Genomic DNA, 17,411 nt, shown 5'->3' on the forward strand with positions numbered 1-17,411 from the left:
AAGAAGGTATGATTGATTTCATACCTTCTTATTTTTAAACTAAACAACGCCTCTTACAACTGTTGATAATGTAATTGAATATGTATCATTTGTTGGAGTTATTACTGTGATTGTGTAAGTAACTACTGTATCTTCAGCTGGAACAGAAATAATTCTACCTTGATTATTTAAGATTGCAGGATTATTTGATGTTAATGATATAGTGTATCCACTATAATTCTTAAGCATGTTATATTCTGCTTCTACCATCATATAGAATTTTTCTAGGTTTCCAGATTCTAGCATTGTTCTTGGACAAGCTTTACCTGAGAAGTGATTATGGAAGACTAATCTATCAAGTCTTAAATCATTTTCTACTAATAACTTAGCAGCTAATTTCGCAGTTCTTTGCCATGTCAACCAAACGTCAGAACCTCTATTTACAGCCATCTCAATACCAATACCGTTTTGATTACCACCACGCATACCAATTTTTCTACCAAAGTTTGAGTTTTGATACATTCTTGGTAAATGATACGTTCCATCATCAGCAACAACCGCACGAATACCCATATCCGAAATATCTGCATTTGTTGCGCGTGAATTATCTGCCTTCATTGGAGCTAAGATAGTTGTTGCAACTCCATCAATTGTAAAGTAACCTTCTGCGTTAATTTCAACAAGTGGGAACATTCTAGTGGCAACAATTCCTGTTGGATCAAAAATTGTTTGAACAGATCCATCACCAGCGTGTAATCCTATTAAATTATTTTCAATTTGTTGGTAGAATCCATCATTACCAACCGTATAATGCCATGATGATGAAGTATTTGTTGGGTTTGTAGCCCAGTTAGAGTTGGCTTGACCGCCAGCTCCAGCAGATGTATTTGCTGTATCATGGATAACAATCCACTCTAATTTTTGAATTTCAGTTGAACGGTAATTTGCATTTGTTGTTGGAATCATATTACGAGTAATTGTCATACCACTGAATAAGTATGGACTTACTGACTCAGCAATTAAGTGATCATAATCTAACGAACCATCATCTGAACCAATATATTTAATGGTTTGGGCTTCAATAATACCTAAGTTATGATTAACGAAGTATTGAAGTAATTCGTGTAATTCTTCTGCATAAACTGTAACTTCAAGTTCAAATGCAGGATCATCACCTAATTTAACCGTTACAACTGCAATACCTTCAGATAAAGCAGTTATTAAACCATTTTCATCTATTGTTAAAATTTCTGGATTATTAGTTTCAAATGTTATTGCCTTATCTGTTCCATACTTAATAGCTGTTAATTGGAAAGTTTCGCCTATTAACACAGATGGAGTTCCTTCAAATGTAACTTCTACTCTTTCTCTTGCTAATACTTCAAGTTCCATTGTGTCTAAGACTTCTGGGTTAGCTTCTGATTTCACAGTAATTGTTACTAACCCTGCATTTTTAGCAAACACTTTACCTGTTGCATCCACTGTTGCAACTGTTTCATCTGAAGACGTATAAACTAACTTTTTATTTGTTGCGTTTTCAGGACCAAATGTAACTTGTAATTGATATTCTTCTAACTCAATTAATTCAGTTATTTTATTTGTAATTTGAACTTCTGCCATTGGAATAATTAACTTTTCATTATATTTAGGTAATGCTTCAAGCGATGTGTAATATCCTTCATACATATCAACATTTACTAATTTAGCTAATGTAGGCACAAAATCTACCTCTGATGCATAGAAATTATATCTTGCATCAAAGTTAGCATCAGATGGTGCACTAAAGTAATAACTGAATGGAATATTGATCAAATGGTTATAATTCGCAATAATTTGTGTACCTGGTTTTGCTTGTTCTACTCTTAAAGCTGAATAGATATAATCACCCGCAACGCTTGTTGTTTGTAAATCTGCTTTATTAAAATTAAATAAAATTGTTGATTTTGTTACTGCAGTATCTGCTTGGAATCTAATTCTTACTGCAGTTGTTCTGATATTTTGGAAATCATTATTAACAATTCTTGCATCTAAGTTACTATATTTTGTAATAAAGATTGCTGCTTGACCAGCATCTTTGAATGTGTTGCTGTAAACAAATAAATCTCCTGTTAAACCAACACCGGTTTCATTACTATAGTTTGTACCTGTAATTCTAATCACATCTGTAAATGAACCAAATGATGATTCAAAATAGTTATTAACAACATACACGTTTTCAATATTTGATGCCATTAATGCACGTGGCGCAGATGAACCCGTATATTTAAATTCACTGTTTAACACATAAACATTCTTACTTACGGTTGTATTTGTTAATCCCACTAACTTAATCACACCTTCTGGGTTTGAACCAGATATAAACGTTAATGAACTTAATACTTTATTATAGTTAAAGAATAAACCATCAATTTGTCCTGGCGTTGTTACTCTTGCACTACCACTTAAGGTAAAACCATTAAGTGTTGTGTTCTTCACGTTATTCTCAATTGTAATTTGACCAGTTAAAACAGTTTCTGTAGTTCTCGTTTCATTAAAGATATCCACATTATAGTTTGCCCCTAATAACATGATGTCATCTTTATTTACTGTGAAGTTTTCAGCAAATGTAAATGGTCCAACATAAATTGCAGTACCTGGTGTTGCATGATCAATTGCTTCTTGAATCGTTTTAAATGCAGTTATTCCATTTTGGAATGATTGACCAATTGCACCAACATGTTCACCAATATCATCATCTAAGTTTGGATCAACATAGAATGTTGGTGTTTTTACTTTTGGAACATGGATACCTAAGAATAAATCAATTGGCTTTTCAAATACTCGGTATGGTGCTAAAAGATTTAAAATCTTAGTTGATAAGATTTCTGGATCAGTAATTTCATTTCCGTTTTCATCAATGAATAAGTTATCATTGAAGTCTGAGTCATTCTTAACAGATCCTCCAGCAGCTTCATATAGGTAGTAACCTGCTACATTGTTAAATGTATTAAAGTTAAAGTGACCAATTAAGACTGCTGATGCAGCTGGACGGTTTCTATAGTGGATAGCGTTAGCTCCACCTTCAAATGTATTATATCTAATCCAAATTTCACTATGGCGGTCATTATATGTAGAGAATAAAATCGTTCCCGCACTACCATAATCATCTGAGATTGCACCACCAACGATACCCATATTGATGAATGTATTTTCTTCAATGTAGATAAATTGTTGTTGGCCTGTATCTGCTGAATATGCTCTAAATAAAATCGCATTCACATTTTCACCCGGAGTTTCATGGATGAATAAGTTATTTCTTATAATATATGTACCCGCGTTATAACCACCATCAACTCTAATTGCAGAGTTAGGGAAGTTTCTAAATTCGTTGTTTGTAATTGTGACGGTCTTATTATTGGTTGTTCTTGAGAAGGCAATAATATCCGATGTCATGTTTTCAAATGTATTTGAATCAATTGTTAATGTACCAATGATTTGAGCACCAGATGCAGTATAGAATCTGATGAAGGCATTCACATCAATTCTATTTGAAGGTGCGAATGCAGTCTTTGGTAATGTTGAATCATGCACATAGTTATTGATGAATGTAAAGTTATCCACTGAACCAGGTCCACTAATATATGCTCCTGCAGTAAATTCCAATCCATCAAATGTTACATTAACTGTACCTGTTGGTAGTGTAATGACACCCTTAAAGATTACAGTTGCACCAACTTGTGATTTTAATGTTACACCTGACTTCATCGTGAAGTTTTGTGTAATTTCTTGTGTTTCAAGTAAAATGACATCTCCACTTTGAGCAGCAGCTAATGCAGCTTCAAATGTTGGATATGTTGTTTGGCCAATAGTTGCTAAGACTTCAGGACCAGTAATTTCGATTTCATGTTCAACCGCAATTTCGCCATGACTTGCAGTGATGATTACTGTACCGGCTTTAACTAGCGTTACAACGCCATTATTTACAGTCGCAACTGTTTCGTCTGAAGATGACCAAGTAATTGTTTTATCAGTTGCATTTTCAGGTAGAACTGTTGCTGTTAAGGTAATTGTTTCTCCTGCAACTCCACTATGTGAACCTGATAATTCAATACTTTCTACAATGATAGTTTGTGGTTCTTCTACTGTAATACTAATTGTATCTTCTACTGAACCACTCTTGGCCGTAATTGTAACAACCCCAGCTTTTAGTAAGCTAACAACGCCACTATTTACAGTAGCAATTGTCGGATCTGAAGATGACCAAGTAATTGTTTTATCAGTTGCATTTTCAGGTAGAACTGTTGCTGTTAAGGTAATTGTGCCACCAATAACACCAACTTGTTCACCAGTGATTTCTACTGAAGTTACTAAAACAACTGGATCAGTAATCGTAATTATATGTGTTTTTGTAATATTTCCTTGTGATGCGGTAATGGTTACTGTACCTGCTTTAAGTAAAGTAACAACACCATCCGTAACTGTAGCGAGCATCACATCACTCGTTTTCCATGTAACTGTTTTATCACTTGCGTTTTCTGGTAGAACTGTTGCTGTTAAGGTAAGTGTTTGGCCAACAAGTCCCGTAGTTTGACCTGAAACCTCAATACTTGTTGTTGGAACTGTTGGTAGAGATACGGTAATTGTATGTGTTGCAGTAACTAATCCATTTTTAGCTGTAATTGTTACTGTTCCAGCACCCACTAATGTCACAACACCATTTGCTACAGTTGCAACAGATGCATTTGAAGTTGACCATGTTAGAGTCTTATCAGTTGCATTAGCTGGTAGGATTGTTGCTGTTAAAGTGATTGTGCCCCCTACAACTCCTGTTGTATTTCCTGCTAATGTAATTGATGTTACTGGCACGTTAGGATTTGGTGCTTCAGTAACAGTAACTGTCAATGTATCTTTAACATCAGTATTTTTAACTGTAACGGTAACCGTTGTTGAACCAACTTTAAGTGCAGTTACCTTACCATTCGCAAAACTAATAACCGTTGGATCTGCGATAGTATATTCTACTTCAAAACCTTCTGTTACCGTTACTTCTACGTCATATGTTTGACCAACTTGTAAGGTAACAGTCTTATCTTTAAAGCTAACGGTTGGATCAACTGGATCATTACATGCGACCAATGTTACAACGCCAAGCATTAAAGCAATCATGATGAAGAATTTTTTCATGCTTTCTTAAGTGAGTTATAAAACTCACCTTCCCCCTTTCTATTTTTCCCCTTGTGTTTCTAATTATCATTATATTATGAAAGCGCTTTTATTCAATTTTATTGCTCTTTTTTTGAAGTTCAAATCATTTTTTATAAATTCAATCTTTCAAACAAAAAAAGACCGTTAGTGAAATAGTAAGATGTTAGTAGACACAAAAAACTACTAGCATCTTTTTTTGTATAATTTAAGTAAAAGGAGGCATAACTATGGGAAGACCAAAAGGTGTTAAGAATAAGACTGAATCACGATACTGGAGTAAAGAAGCTAAGTATGAATATGTTAAGCTGGTTCTATCGGGCGAATGTAGTGCACTGGAATTAGGAAGAAAGAATAATATATCTAACGGAATGATTTCAACATGGGTCAGAAAATATAATGAAGGTGGCATAGATGCACTAGAGAATAAGAGAAAGCCAGGGAATCCACTTTCTAAATTTATGCTAAAGAAAAACCTAACAGAATTAGAACAACTCCAATATGAAAACATGAAATTAAGAATAGAGAATGAACGTTTAAAAAAAGGATACACAACCGAGGAGGTGATGGAAATAAAGTTAAGAAGAAAATCCAAAGCGAATACGAAATCATAGCTTTATTAAGTAAAGAAATGAATATTGAAAATTTATGTATATATATGGGTGTATCACGATCAGGATATTATAAATGGATAAAAAGAAAAGGTACCTTAAACAGGTACCAAATTAACAGATTATGGTTAATCGAAGAAATCAAAGAAAGTTATAAGAAGCATAAAGTATGGGGTTATAAACATAGAGCGGAGCATATTAGGAATAAAACAAAACGATACTTTTCAGACCTTTTATGCCATCAGTGCTGTAAATTATTAGGTATTCGTTCAAAAGCAAGAATGAAGCGCCACAAGTCCGGAAAAGAACACGAGATATATCCTAATTTACTACATGATTTTCATACAAGTCGTCCATTTGAGAAAGTATGTACAGATACAACAATACTAACGCATAAAAGTGGTAAATATGACTGGAATCTATATATTGATTTATTTGATCATACGATTATATCTTACGATATTAGACGCAGTAATTATGGTGCAAGTCCTTCAAATCACTATACAGCTGCAAAAAACTTTTTAAGACAAAAACAAAAAAGAGGATATATGAACCTTGACACGATTGTGCATTCTGATCAAGGAGCAATATATACCTCAAGAGGATTCAACTCTTTATTTAATCATACCATAAAAAGATCAATGTCGAGAATAGCAACCCCTACAGATAATCCAATTATTGAATCCCTAAATGGTTGGATCAAAGATGAACTTAAATATGACTATAATTTTTATCACAGTGATAATCCATTAGAGATTATAAAAAAGTATGTTGAGTATTTCAATAATGAAAGATTAGCATACTCATTAAGATATAAAACCCCAATACAGTATAGAACTGAATTGAGGTTTAAATAATTTTTTATGTCTACAAAGTATTGACTACTTCACGTTAGGTCTTTAAACTTCTGTATATCCTAAATAGTCTCTAAAGAATTTTCTAAAATCTTCTTTATTATTACTTCTAATTTTCGCATCTAAAAATTTAAATGTATGATTAAAGTTATCAATTTCTAAAAACTTAATATCATCATTTAGGTAGTATATTTCACGAAAAGTTCCACGGTAACGTGTCCAGTTATCTAAAGTAATCTTTTGATTTTCTTCAATATCTTGACTACACAGATGCCATATTCTTGAATTTCTAATACCATAGGTTAATCTTTGCATGAAATCCCTCCTTACTTTTCATTATTCTATCATATATCCGTTTGATACAGTTGTAATATTACCTGTTAATAATTAAAAAAAGGAGGTTAAATAAAAACCTCCTTTTAACTAAATCTATTATTTATTTTTCTCTGGAGCTGCATCAATCACTGCGTAATCTCCATCGTCTCTTCGATAAACAATTCTTGGGTCAAAAGTATTAATATCTAAGAAGATAAAGAAGTCGTGTCCACTTAATTCCATTGCAGTGATGGCATCATCAACTGTCATTGGTTTAATAGAAATTTTCTTACTTTTAACTAAATTGTTTGCTTTTACTTCTTTCTCTAATGCTTCTGTATCAAATTCTTGCGTAAAGATAGATTTTGCTCCACCTTTTTGCATTTCTTTTCTAACTTTAGTTTTATGTTTTCTTATTTGTTGACTTAATTTATCTACAGTCTTATCGATTGCAGCATACATATCCGGATCTTTAACTTCACTTCTCAAGATAATATATGGTGATGGAATTGTAACCTCAACTTTTGTAAAGTTCTTATATGCACTAAGTACTATCCTTGCATAATCAACGGCGTTATTATCAAAGAAATTTATGACTTTCACCATCTTTTTTTCAACATACGCTCTAATTGCGTCTGTTGGTTGGAATCCATTCTTACCAGTTATCTCGTATCTCATATTAATCCTCCTTATATTTATTTGTAAATATGATGAGATTTCCTACTTCAAATTTATCTAATAAGTTAATATATTGTTGATCCAAATAATCCATATAGATTGCATCGATTAATCTGTTTGTCTTTAGATAAGCCTTATAATATGGATAAAAATAATCAATAAATAAACTATAATCCTTAACATCTTCTGCTAATAGCTCAAATATATGAAGCATACCACTCTGAATAGGTATGACAAAGTAAGGAAATAGATTCATTTTGGCTTTAAAACAGTTAATACATGTATCTCTATAATCTTTATAGAAAAAGTTTTTTAACGTTACTTTTCTATTGATATATTGGTTACAAATTCTACAGTACATTTTAGGTATCCTCCTAAAATATAGTAGAACTTAATTTGTTATTTTACTTTTTATATTGTTCAATGATTTTTGGTTGTAGATGTTGTGGGACTTCATCATATCTAATGAACTCACGTTCAAATCTACCACTACCTTGTGTCATTGCTTTTAAGTCAATTGCATAACTTACAACTTCTGCTTCAGGTACTTCAGCTGTAATGATGGTAAATCCATCTAATTGATCCATACCTAAGATTCTGCCACGACGTTTATTTAAATCACCCATGACATCACCGACATAAGCTTCTTTCACACTAATTGAAAGTTTTAAAATAGGTTCTAATATGGTTGGTTGAACTTTATCTAAAGCATTCTTAAATGCTAAATCTGCTGCTAAAACGAATGAGATTTCATTACTATCCACATCATGATATGAACCATCAAATAATGTTGATTTAACTTTAATCACTGGGAAGCCTGCTAAAGGTCCTTTTTCAAAAGTTTTGATTAATCCTTTTTCTACAGCTGGGAAGTATGATTTAGGAACTGCCCCACCAAATACATTTTCATGGAATTCAAAATCCATTTCACTTGGTTCAAAGGTAATCTTAACGTGACCGTATTGACCAGCACCACCAGATTGTTTCTTATGTTTTCCTTCACCTTCACCTTTTTTCTTAATGGTTTCACGATAGACAATCTTTTGGTCTTCAAAGTCAACACCAACTTTGAATAATGATTTCATACGTTCTGCAATATATGAAATATGAGATAATCCATAACCACCAATTAATAATTGACCTGTTTCTTTATTTCTTACTAAATCAAATGATGGGTCTTCCACATTTAATCTAGATAAAGCCATTGAAATCTTATCTTCATCGTTTTTATCATGTGGATGAAGTGCTTTATAAATAACTGGTGTAGGTAATATAACTTTTTCAAATCTTAATTTTTGTTTAACAGTTGATAAAGTATCATCTGTTCTTAGATTATCCAGTTTAGTTGTAACTACAATATCCCCAGCAAATGCTTCTGTAATAGGGATTTGATCCTTACCGATTAATGTCATTAAGGTATTAATCTTCATTAAGCTTTGCGTTCTTTCATGGTACACTTCATCTCCTACTTTTAATGTACCTGAATTAATCTTAATGAAGGAAATGGTTCCAATAAATGGGTCAACCATTGTCTTAAAGACAAATCCACTAAATGGATTTGATGAAACTGTTTTAATGGTTTCATGTTGATTGGTTTCTACATTTAACGCTTCTAATGGTTTTAACTCATCTGGGCTTGGTGCGAAATCAATTAACATTTTAAGTAATGTTTGAACACCAATGTTTTTTGTAACAGAACCAACTAATACTGGTGTTAATTCACCATTAATGATATTGTCATGTAATGCTTTTTTAACTTCTTCGATACTTAGTTTTTCTCCACCTAAATATTTTTCTAATAACTCTTCAGAAGTTTCAGCAACTGATTCCATGATCATTTCATTTAATGCTGCAACTTTTGGCATTTTTTCTTCCCAAATTTCAGCATCAACACATTCAACGCCATTGTAAATTCTTGCTTTCATCTCAACGACATTAACGAAACCTTCAAAATCTTCTTTTCTACCAATTGGGTAAGTAAATGGAACAGCTTTTTTACCTAATTTTTCTCTAATATCTTCTAATAACTTTTCATAATTAATGTTTTCTTTATCCATTTTATTAATGAAAAGTACTGCTGGAATGTGGCGTTTTCTTATTTCTCTCCACACTGCTTCGGTTCCAACTTCAACACCTTTAGTGGCATCAATTAAAATGACTGCACCCTTAACCACCTCGAGTGCATGGTAGAGTTCACCGACTAATTCGTCGTTCCCAGGCACGTCAAGAAAATTAAGTTTGCAGTCATTCCATTCTACTGGTATTAAAGATGTTTGCATTGAAGTGCCACGTGTTTGTTCCTCAATTAAGAAGTCAGACTTCGTGTTCTTCTTTTCCACTTCTCCTTTTTTATTCACTACCCCTGAAACATAGAGTAAGCTCTCAGCAAGTGAAGTCTTTCCACTGCCTTGATGTCCGAGAAGTGCAATGTTTCTAAGGGCATCGGTTCTATAATCTTTCATACAGGCCTCCTTATGAATGTATGCGTTTTCATTACACTTTTATTATACCATTTATCAGTTTTTATACAATTGTTTTAAAGATGAAAATAGTTTCCATCCTGTTTTCATGAAATATGTGTTTTGTAATTTTTCATAGAAAAAATGTATAATAGGAATATGAAAAAGTTAGCAATCAAATCTATTAAGTGGTACCAAAGAACACTTAGCCCAATTAAAAAGCATAAATGTCGTCACACACCAACATGTTCAGCTTATGCGCTTGAAGCTTATCAAACGCATAACTTCTTTTATGCTTCTTTATTAACAAGCAAAAGATTGTTAACTTGCAATCCATTATTTAAACCTAAGTATGATCCAGTTCCGCCTAAAAAGGAGAAACATAAACATGATCACAGTAATGAAGTTCAAGAGTCAAATTCTTAATCAAGAACGTACCATTAGAATTTTTATACCTGATGAAGCAAGTGGACCTTACCAAGTATTATATATGTACGATGGACAAAACCTATTTGATAAAACACACGCTACTTTCAGTCAAATTTGGGATATGGAAACACAAGTCAATCGTATGCTTAAGGCTGGATTAATTCCACCGCTTATGATTGTAGGTATAGATTCAACACTTGAAAGATTAGATGAATATTCACCATTTAGTAACGATTTAATTTATAAGACGATGTCTGATGAATTTAGAGTTGAACCTTATGGTGATAAAACAAATCAATTCATTGTTGATGAACTTATGCCTTTTATTAATGATCAATATCATACCTTACATAGTTATAACCACATTGCAGGTTCTTCTTTAGGAGGGCTAATGGCATTACATGCTGGATTAACTTATCCAAAGAAATTTAGAGGTGTTGGTATCTTTAGTTTAGCTGCACATTTTAATAAACCCGCTTTAAAACAATTACTACAAAATAAACAACCCGAACGTAATCAAAGATATTACATTGTATTAGGAACAAATGAATCTAATTCTACATCAGAAAGTTTAAATAAAGAATACTTAGATGTATCTAACACAGTCAATGTTGCCATAAGAAAACGCGTTGATAAAGTATTTTACAGAGCATTCAAAGATGGTAAACATAATGAAAACTTCTGGGCATCACTTGTTCCATCATTCTTATATTTCTTGTTTGAAAAATAATAAAGCAATCCTTCATTGGGATTGCTTTTTTGTTATTAAATGAAATTTTCAGAGAACATTTTATACTTTTCTAAGTATTTTTCATCTCCATTTAGTTCATATTCTATGACATCAATGTAATTAGTTTTTAATAAATTTATTTTAGTTTTTTCTTCATTTTTATCCCCTGATTGCATTTATAATTACCTCTATTATAACAATCTAACTTTAAAAAGGGCGTATAAATAAAAACCACACAAATGAATGTGTGGTTATCTTTATCTATTAATAAGCTCTTGCAAATAGAATTGTCATCGTTGCAGGTTTACCTGTAACTGGACAGATTTCAGTAACTAATGGTTCATCTACACTCACACGAGCAGTTGCTCCTGTTTCTGCTTTAATTTGGATTTCAGCATCTTGACCAGATACTGACATCTTGATGTAACCACCATTTTTTAAATGTTGTTTAAATTCATCATAAGTTTTTGCTACATTTGTATGTGTTTGCACATGATTTAATGCATTTTGATACATATCTTCATGCATCTTCTTCATTGCTGGTTGAATAAAGTCTTTAACATCTTCAACAGCTAATAATGCTTTTTCTCTTGTATGACGGAATACAACTTGAACATTGCCATGTTCTAAGTCTCTTGGACCTACTTCAATACGGAAAGGTACACCTTTCATTTCGTATTCAGCAAACTTCCAACCTGGTGATTTCTTAGAATCATCTAACATAACTCTAATACCTTGAGATTCTAATTCTTCTTTTAACTTGTTAGCAGTTTCAGTTACTTGATCATTTGCTGCAATTGGAATAATTACAACTTGAGTTGGTGCTAAGTATGGAGGTAATACTAAACCTTCATCATCACCATGAACCATGATAACAGCACCAATTAATCTTGTTGATACTCCCCAAGATGTTTGGTAAGCATATTCTAATTCATTGTTGTTGTTTGTAAATTTAATACCAAATGCTTTTGCAAATTCTTGTCCAAAGTAGTGTGAAGTACCTGATTGTAAAGCTTGTCCATCATGCATTAACGCTTCAATTGAATAAGTTTCTAGTGCTCCAGCAAACTTTTCTTTTTCAGTCTTTCTACCTGTAACAAACGGGATTGCCAGTAATTCTCTACCTAATTTTTCATAGATATCTAACATTCTTAATGTTTCTTCTTTTGCTTCTTCAGCAGTAGCATGGACAGTGTGTCCTTCTTGCCATAAGAATTCTTTACCACGTAAGAATGGACGAGTTGTTTTTTCCCATCTAACAACTGAACACCATTGGTTGTATTTTTTAGGTAAATCCCTATGTGATCTAACAATTTTCGCATAGTGTGTACCAAATAATACTTCTGATGTTGGTCTAACTAATAAACGTTCTGCTAAGTCTTCAACGCCTGTAGTTGTTACCATAGCGACCTCAGGTGCGAATCCTTCAACGTGTTCTTTTTCAATTTTAAATAATGATTCTGGGATTAACATTGGCATGTATACATTTTGATGCCCTGTTTGTTTAAATTTCTTATCTAAGTAACTTTGAATATTTTCCCAGATAGCATATCCTAAAGGACGGTAAATAATAAATCCTTTTGCTTCTGAATAATCCATTAACTCTGCTTTTAAGCAAAGGTCAGTATACCACTGACTAAAATCTACATCACGAGATGTAATACTTTCAACTAATTTTTTATTATTGCTCATTTTATTTCACCAAATATGTCTTTCCGTCTCTAAACTCGACTTTTCTTTGTTTGTATAGTAATCCTAAAGCACGTTTAAATGCTTTTCTAGACAATCCAAATACTTGAGTAATTGTTTCACTGTCAGTATCAGCAGTATAAGGCATTTCGCCTGTTTTTTCTAAGAAGTCCATAATCATTTTAGAATCATCAACTCTAACAACTTCTTTAAATTGACCTAATGTTCCTTCATAGCCACTCTTTGTTTCAAAAGTTACTTTTACTTTAACAGCTTCTCCTAAACGGAAAGTTTGTCTTGTATTAGATTTTTTAACTAAAACAAGATTACCTTCTTCTGTATAGATGAAGTAACCAATTTTACCAATGACTTGAACGAACCCGTCATATTCTTTACCAATTTCTAAATTACCAGTGATCACTCTGATTTCATTATATGGAATTAATCTAGCAGTCATTTTTGTTTTAACTTTTAAATCCACATATAATTTTTCACCCACTTGGGGCCATAATGATTCATCATCACCTAAGTCATCCTTACTTAATAAAACATCTTTAGAGATGCCTAAATCTAAGAATACACCTAAGCCTGGTTTAACGCTCACCACTTCTAATAACCCAGGATTACCTAAAGTTATTTTAGGTTCATGAAGGGTTGCGGCTAAACGTCCTTTTGCATCATAATAAAGGAAAGCTTCTACAATTTGATTCGGAACTAATTTTTGATGGTCCGATTCATTAATGTGTAGAAAAACCTCTTCATTTTCCTTGTTCTTAAGTAAGTAAGCAATATCTGTTTTTCTTACTACTTGAAGTAAATTAATTTTTCCTACTTCTAAAGCCATAAATTCACCAACTTTTCCAATTAATTATATCATAATTAGATATTTAAAATGTTAATAGATAAAGAATATGTGTAAATATTAGAGAAAAAAAGTACATCTACTAAAAAATGTACTTTTTGTTATAAACGATAAATAAATGTAGGAATCCATGAATCATCTAACAAGTCAAAATATTTATCAGTTGATTGGAAGATAAAATCATTAAAATATGCATGATCAGAATATTTATCTAGCATTTTATAGATATTTCCTTTAGCATTTAAATCTGTTTGTGTATCTGTATTTGGAATTGTTGAAACTGTATAATACGCAGTAAAATCCCCAGTTTGTACATGCACATAATAGACTCTCATCACTAAGACAGCAACGCCTTCTTCAACTAAGTATCTATTTTGTGTGACTCTAAATCTTTTTACAGCCGTATCATACTCATAACTATATTTGGTTGTAATTCCGTCTACTAATTCTGATGTTTCGTATGTGTATTTACCATTTGAGAATTCATAATCGTTTTTCTTTAATGCATTTTCAAAAGCTACATTTCTAAATAACAACATGCCAGTCAGTGATATAGACACAACAAAGACAGATATTAAAATTATTAACGGAACGAGTATTTTACGTTTATTCATTTGTCCCTCCCAAGTTGCTATATATTATATATATATTTTCAAATGATTTCACGATAAACTTTAAACTTCATTCGACTTTTATTCATATTTATTACATTATATCTTATATTTAATATAAAGTGATGAAAAATAATAAGAACCGAATAAATCGGTTCTATTATAATGACTCTAAAGTTTCGATATACTGTTCATAAGAATTAACTAACAGTTGATATAAGTAATCTACAAAAGGTGAAAGATCTTTTTCCACTTTAAAGGTATCTATTGATTGTAGATAAATTTCTTTATCACTTAATGGGATTGATATTGGCATATAGCCATCAAACATTATAATATAATTTAAGACGAGTCTTGCTAATCGACCATTTCCTTCTAAGAAAGGATAAATTTTAAAGATTTGTGCATGCGCAAAAGCACCCTTTTGCACAGCAGTTCCTTTAAAATGTTCTAAATCGTAAAAGAACTTAGCCATACGATCATACACCTTTACATAGTCAGGTGGTTGATGCATACTGTTTTTAATTTGAATATTAACCTTACGATATTGTCCACCCACAAAAATACCTTCAACAAGTATTTCATGTAGGTCTTTTAAAATATCTTCATTTAATCTACGTCTTGATATAACTAACTTGAAAACATGAGCAAATGCTTTTTTATAATTAAGAGCTTCTTTTTGTTCACGTTCAGGTAATTGGGTTACAATCACTTCTTTTTCTAAGAGATTATAAACATCTTCTTGTGACAAAGCATTTTTACCTTCGATCGTAATTGATTCATAGGTGAACTTTTTAACAAACTCATTTAATAGTATAAAAAACTTTTCTTCCCCTACATGCTCACGCAATTCATTGAAGTGTAGTTTATCTACCTCTAAAATGTCTTGATGCATGGATATCTCTCCTTTTATAATATGATTATAGCAAAAATACTGAAAAAAGCGAAAAAAAAGAGGTTTATTGCTAAACCTCTTAATTACGACTATCTAATTAAATTTTTGAAACTGATGCAGCTTGCGCACCACGATCGCCTTCTTTAATTTCGAACTCTACTTGGTCGCCTTCAGCTAATGATTTGTAACCTTCAGCTTGGATAGCTGAGAAGTGAACAAATACATCTTTACCTTCTGATGATGTGATAAATCCGTAACCTTTACCAGCATCAAACCATTTAACAGTACCTTTCATTAAATGACATACTCCTTCTTTAAACATTTGGTTCAATAAAACCCTACAGTCATTATACACTTTAATTTACAAAATAACAATGAAAAACACTAATAAATATTTTTTTTATTTTTTTATGCCTTTTTTTCAATGAAATCGTTAACATTACAGATACTAAACGCTTACATTGATATAAAAATAAAAACATCAAATAACTTATTTTACTATTGGTTGGTATTCACTTTTCATAAAAGTCATGCTATAATATCACTCGCGTATGAAGTTACGCCCCCATAGGTTAGTGGCAAACCGCAGCCATGGTAAGGCTGAATTGCAAGTTCGATTCTCGCTGGGGGCACCATGATCACTAACAACAAAGATTCTTTATGAATCTTTTTTTATTTTTCTTCCGATTACTTAAGTAGTATTATACTCACTTAAAATTTATTTTTTATTATAAATCTTATCTTATATTTTTGTGATATTTGCTATAATTGATTTGAAATCAAACTTAGATAGGGATAAGACATGATTATAGACAATAAAATTAAGAAATCTGTTGCAAGATTATACCAAGTTGGTATGATTTTTTCACTTTTATATAGTGCTACTTTAATGTATCTACTATATATTCAAGATACAAACCTCAATATTTTATTTAAGCATCCAAATATTGCATACTTAATTATTTCAATTGTATCTTCACTAGTTTTATTATTCACATTAATTCCTTCACTAAATGATGGCATTACAACTTACAAAACTATATTATTAGGTATTGCAACCATCACTAACTTTATTATAGTATTTGCATTTGCAAATTACTCAACATCTTTTGATACTGAATTTACGCTCATCAATTATGTATTTATATATTTTGGTATCTTAGCTTTACTATTTTACTTTAAGGGCTATCCATTAAATGCTAACTACTTCAAGTCAGATACATATACACTTGATAATCCAATGATACCTATGAAATTAATAGGTATACTTTCTATAGTTGGATACTTAGTTATCTTTGCTATTGGAAATACCTTAAATGATAAAACAGTATTCACTTATGGTTATCCATTTCTCATCACATTCTTCATTACTTTAACTTTACGTGGAGAAATATCTTATTTTAGAGGATACCAAGGAATCATTCATTCAGGTATCTTAATTTCCGCATTTATTATTCTATTAAAGTACTTAAACGTAATATTTGATATTAGAACAATCAATTTTGATCCAAATGTGACTTCAATTGATAATTTCATACGAATTTTTTATTCACATTTTATATACATATTTTCTTATTTATTAGATATCATCTTAATAGTAATCGTCTCACAAGCTTTTAGAATTAAAAAGGCAAGTTTATTTATTTCATTATTTTTATTCATAATGATATCTTCTATTACATATATAAGTTATCCTATATTAATAACTAAAGATTTTGCAAATTATAATTCAAATCTATCTTTTTTCATAACAATCATGCCAGTCTATAAGTATTTCGCCTTAATTTTTATCTATATGTCTAAAAAAAGACATATCTTTGGAGGAAGGAAAGGACTTATTTCATTTGTTTATCCAGCAGCAATAATTGCCATCTATCTTATATATAGTTTTTATCCTGAAGTAGGTAAATATTTAGAATATGATACAGCTGTCATCATTTTAGATATTATATATATCCTTCAACTAATCTACTTCTACTATAGAGGCAGATACCTAACTAAATTCAATGATGGATATGCTTATTAAAATCTGATTTAGAAAGTGTCATTTTCATTTATATAGCCTCTATAAGAGGCTTTTTATAATTTAAACAGAAATCTAAAGTTACTAATGATATA

The 17,411-nt window shown here is 31.4% G+C and carries 16 protein-coding genes and 1 tRNA gene; 6 read left to right on the forward strand and 11 right to left on the reverse strand.

The genetic code is table 11. The features are described from left to right. Positions 1-39: 39 nt before the first annotated feature. On the reverse strand, positions 40-5,142 hold the full coding sequence (locus EXC59_RS07205) for an Ig-like domain-containing protein (protein ID WP_051658902.1): 5,103 nt from the start codon (positions 5,140-5,142) through the stop codon (positions 40-42). Between the two features lie 248 nt (positions 5,143-5,390). On the opposite strand from EXC59_RS07205, the gene EXC59_RS03720 reads away from it, so the two are divergent. Together EXC59_RS03720 and EXC59_RS03725 are read left to right on the forward strand one after the other, a co-directional pair. Next, a complete protein-coding gene (locus tag EXC59_RS03720; RefSeq protein ID WP_129614222.1) occupies positions 5,391-5,774 on the forward strand; it encodes a helix-turn-helix domain-containing protein in 384 nt (127 codons plus the stop codon). 17 nt (positions 5,775-5,791) lie between these two features. Further along, positions 5,792-6,628, forward strand: a complete 837-nt coding sequence (locus EXC59_RS03725) for an IS3 family transposase (protein ID WP_129614223.1) — start codon at positions 5,792-5,794, stop codon at positions 6,626-6,628. 42 nt (positions 6,629-6,670) lie between these two features. On the opposite strand, the gene EXC59_RS03730 is transcribed toward EXC59_RS03725, so the two are convergent. The 4 genes from EXC59_RS03730 to fusA all read right to left on the reverse strand — a co-directional run bounded on the left by EXC59_RS03730 (position 6,671) and on the right by fusA (position 10,080). Then, positions 6,671-6,940, reverse strand: coding sequence for a hypothetical protein (locus EXC59_RS03730; protein WP_035368334.1), 270 nt, complete (start codon positions 6,938-6,940; stop codon positions 6,671-6,673). 117 nt (positions 6,941-7,057) lie between these two features. Further along, positions 7,058-7,618: a ribosome hibernation-promoting factor, HPF/YfiA family gene (hpf, locus tag EXC59_RS03735; protein WP_035368336.1), complete on the reverse strand. Its 561-nt coding sequence runs from the start codon at positions 7,616-7,618 to the stop codon at positions 7,058-7,060. Between the two features lies 1 nt (position 7,619). Then, positions 7,620-7,979 carry a hypothetical protein gene (locus tag EXC59_RS03740; RefSeq protein ID WP_035368338.1) on the reverse strand — a complete coding sequence of 120 codons (360 nt, stop codon included), beginning with the start codon at positions 7,977-7,979 and terminating at the stop codon, positions 7,620-7,622. Positions 7,980-8,022: 43 nt separating this feature from the next. After that, positions 8,023-10,080 (reverse strand): elongation factor G, encoded by a 2,058-nt coding sequence (gene fusA, locus EXC59_RS03745; protein ID WP_035368340.1) that lies wholly within the window; start codon positions 10,078-10,080, stop codon positions 8,023-8,025. 156 nt (positions 10,081-10,236) lie between these two features. On the opposite strand from fusA, the gene yidD reads away from it, so the two are divergent. Continuing rightward, positions 10,237-10,503 carry a membrane protein insertion efficiency factor YidD gene (gene yidD, locus EXC59_RS03750; protein ID WP_035368341.1) on the forward strand — a complete coding sequence of 89 codons (267 nt, stop codon included), beginning with the start codon at positions 10,237-10,239 and terminating at the stop codon, positions 10,501-10,503. Then, the gene (locus tag EXC59_RS03755; protein WP_035368343.1) at positions 10,466-11,236 is read left to right on the forward strand and encodes an alpha/beta hydrolase; all 771 of its coding nucleotides are present in this window, start codon (positions 10,466-10,468) and stop codon (positions 11,234-11,236) included. The genes yidD and EXC59_RS03755 overlap by 38 nt, the downstream gene beginning before the upstream one ends. A gap of 35 nt (positions 11,237-11,271) precedes the next feature. On the opposite strand, the gene EXC59_RS07100 is transcribed toward EXC59_RS03755, so the two are convergent. From EXC59_RS07100 to EXC59_RS03780, 6 genes are all read right to left on the reverse strand, one after another. Continuing rightward, a complete protein-coding gene (locus EXC59_RS07100) occupies positions 11,272-11,412 on the reverse strand; it encodes a hypothetical protein (protein WP_156952789.1) in 141 nt (46 codons plus the stop codon). Positions 11,413-11,500: 88 nt separating this feature from the next. After that, positions 11,501-12,928, reverse strand: coding sequence for a proline--tRNA ligase (proS, locus tag EXC59_RS03760; RefSeq protein ID WP_035368345.1), 1,428 nt, complete (start codon positions 12,926-12,928; stop codon positions 11,501-11,503). Position 12,929: 1 nt separating this feature from the next. Then, a complete protein-coding gene (locus EXC59_RS03765; protein WP_035368346.1) occupies positions 12,930-13,769 on the reverse strand; it encodes a S1-like domain-containing RNA-binding protein in 840 nt (279 codons plus the stop codon). Positions 13,770-13,888: 119 nt separating this feature from the next. After that, positions 13,889-14,401 (reverse strand): hypothetical protein, encoded by a 513-nt coding sequence (locus EXC59_RS03770; RefSeq protein WP_035368347.1) that lies wholly within the window; start codon positions 14,399-14,401, stop codon positions 13,889-13,891. Positions 14,402-14,558: 157 nt separating this feature from the next. Then, entirely contained in the window at positions 14,559-15,293 is a 735-nt protein-coding gene (locus EXC59_RS03775) for a Fic family protein (protein WP_035368348.1), read from the reverse strand. A gap of 97 nt (positions 15,294-15,390) precedes the next feature. Beyond that, positions 15,391-15,588: a cold shock domain-containing protein gene (locus EXC59_RS03780; protein ID WP_035368349.1), complete on the reverse strand. Its 198-nt coding sequence runs from the start codon at positions 15,586-15,588 to the stop codon at positions 15,391-15,393. A 266-nt stretch (positions 15,589-15,854) separates the two neighbouring features. Between EXC59_RS03780 and EXC59_RS03785 the strand changes: the two genes are divergently transcribed. Then, positions 15,855-15,928, forward strand: a tRNA-Thr gene (locus tag EXC59_RS03785). Between the two features lie 167 nt (positions 15,929-16,095). Beyond that, a complete protein-coding gene (locus EXC59_RS03790; RefSeq protein WP_035368350.1) occupies positions 16,096-17,319 on the forward strand; it encodes a hypothetical protein in 1,224 nt (407 codons plus the stop codon). Positions 17,320-17,411 lie beyond the last annotated feature (92 nt).

Origin of the sequence: Acholeplasma hippikon, from assembly GCF_900660755.1 — a bacterium.
Lineage (GTDB): Bacteria > Bacillota_I > Bacilli_A > Acholeplasmatales > Acholeplasmataceae > Acholeplasma > Acholeplasma hippikon.

What these genes read in the sequence shown, in the direction of transcription:
- EXC59_RS07205 (WP_051658902.1), bottom strand. Translation starts at nt 5,142, where the DNA reads ATGAAAAAATTCTTCATCATGATTGCTTTAATGCTTGGCGTTGTAACA.
- EXC59_RS03720 (WP_129614222.1), top strand. Translation starts at nt 5,391, where the DNA reads ATGGGAAGACCAAAAGGTGTTAAGAATAAGACTGAATCACGATACTGG.
- EXC59_RS03725 (WP_129614223.1), top strand. Translation starts at nt 5,792, where the DNA reads ATGAATATTGAAAATTTATGTATATATATGGGTGTATCACGATCAGGA.
- EXC59_RS03730 (WP_035368334.1), bottom strand. Translation starts at nt 6,940, where the DNA reads ATGCAAAGATTAACCTATGGTATTAGAAATTCAAGAATATGGCATCTG.
- hpf (WP_035368336.1), bottom strand. Translation starts at nt 7,618, where the DNA reads ATGAGATACGAGATAACTGGTAAGAATGGATTCCAACCAACAGACGCA.
- EXC59_RS03740 (WP_035368338.1), bottom strand. Translation starts at nt 7,979, where the DNA reads ATGTACTGTAGAATTTGTAACCAATATATCAATAGAAAAGTAACGTTA.
- fusA (WP_035368340.1), bottom strand. Translation starts at nt 10,080, where the DNA reads ATGAAAGATTATAGAACCGATGCCCTTAGAAACATTGCACTTCTCGGA.
- yidD (WP_035368341.1), top strand. Translation starts at nt 10,237, where the DNA reads ATGAAAAAGTTAGCAATCAAATCTATTAAGTGGTACCAAAGAACACTT.
- EXC59_RS03755 (WP_035368343.1), top strand. Translation starts at nt 10,466, where the DNA reads ATGATCACAGTAATGAAGTTCAAGAGTCAAATTCTTAATCAAGAACGT.
- EXC59_RS07100 (WP_156952789.1), bottom strand. Translation starts at nt 11,412, where the DNA reads ATGCAATCAGGGGATAAAAATGAAGAAAAAACTAAAATAAATTTATTA.
- proS (WP_035368345.1), bottom strand. Translation starts at nt 12,928, where the DNA reads ATGAGCAATAATAAAAAATTAGTTGAAAGTATTACATCTCGTGATGTA.
- EXC59_RS03765 (WP_035368346.1), bottom strand. Translation starts at nt 13,769, where the DNA reads ATGGCTTTAGAAGTAGGAAAAATTAATTTACTTCAAGTAGTAAGAAAA.
- EXC59_RS03770 (WP_035368347.1), bottom strand. Translation starts at nt 14,401, where the DNA reads ATGAATAAACGTAAAATACTCGTTCCGTTAATAATTTTAATATCTGTC.
- EXC59_RS03775 (WP_035368348.1), bottom strand. Translation starts at nt 15,293, where the DNA reads ATGCATCAAGACATTTTAGAGGTAGATAAACTACACTTCAATGAATTG.
- EXC59_RS03780 (WP_035368349.1), bottom strand. Translation starts at nt 15,588, where the DNA reads ATGAAAGGTACTGTTAAATGGTTTGATGCTGGTAAAGGTTACGGATTT.
- EXC59_RS03790 (WP_035368350.1), top strand. Translation starts at nt 16,096, where the DNA reads ATGATTATAGACAATAAAATTAAGAAATCTGTTGCAAGATTATACCAA.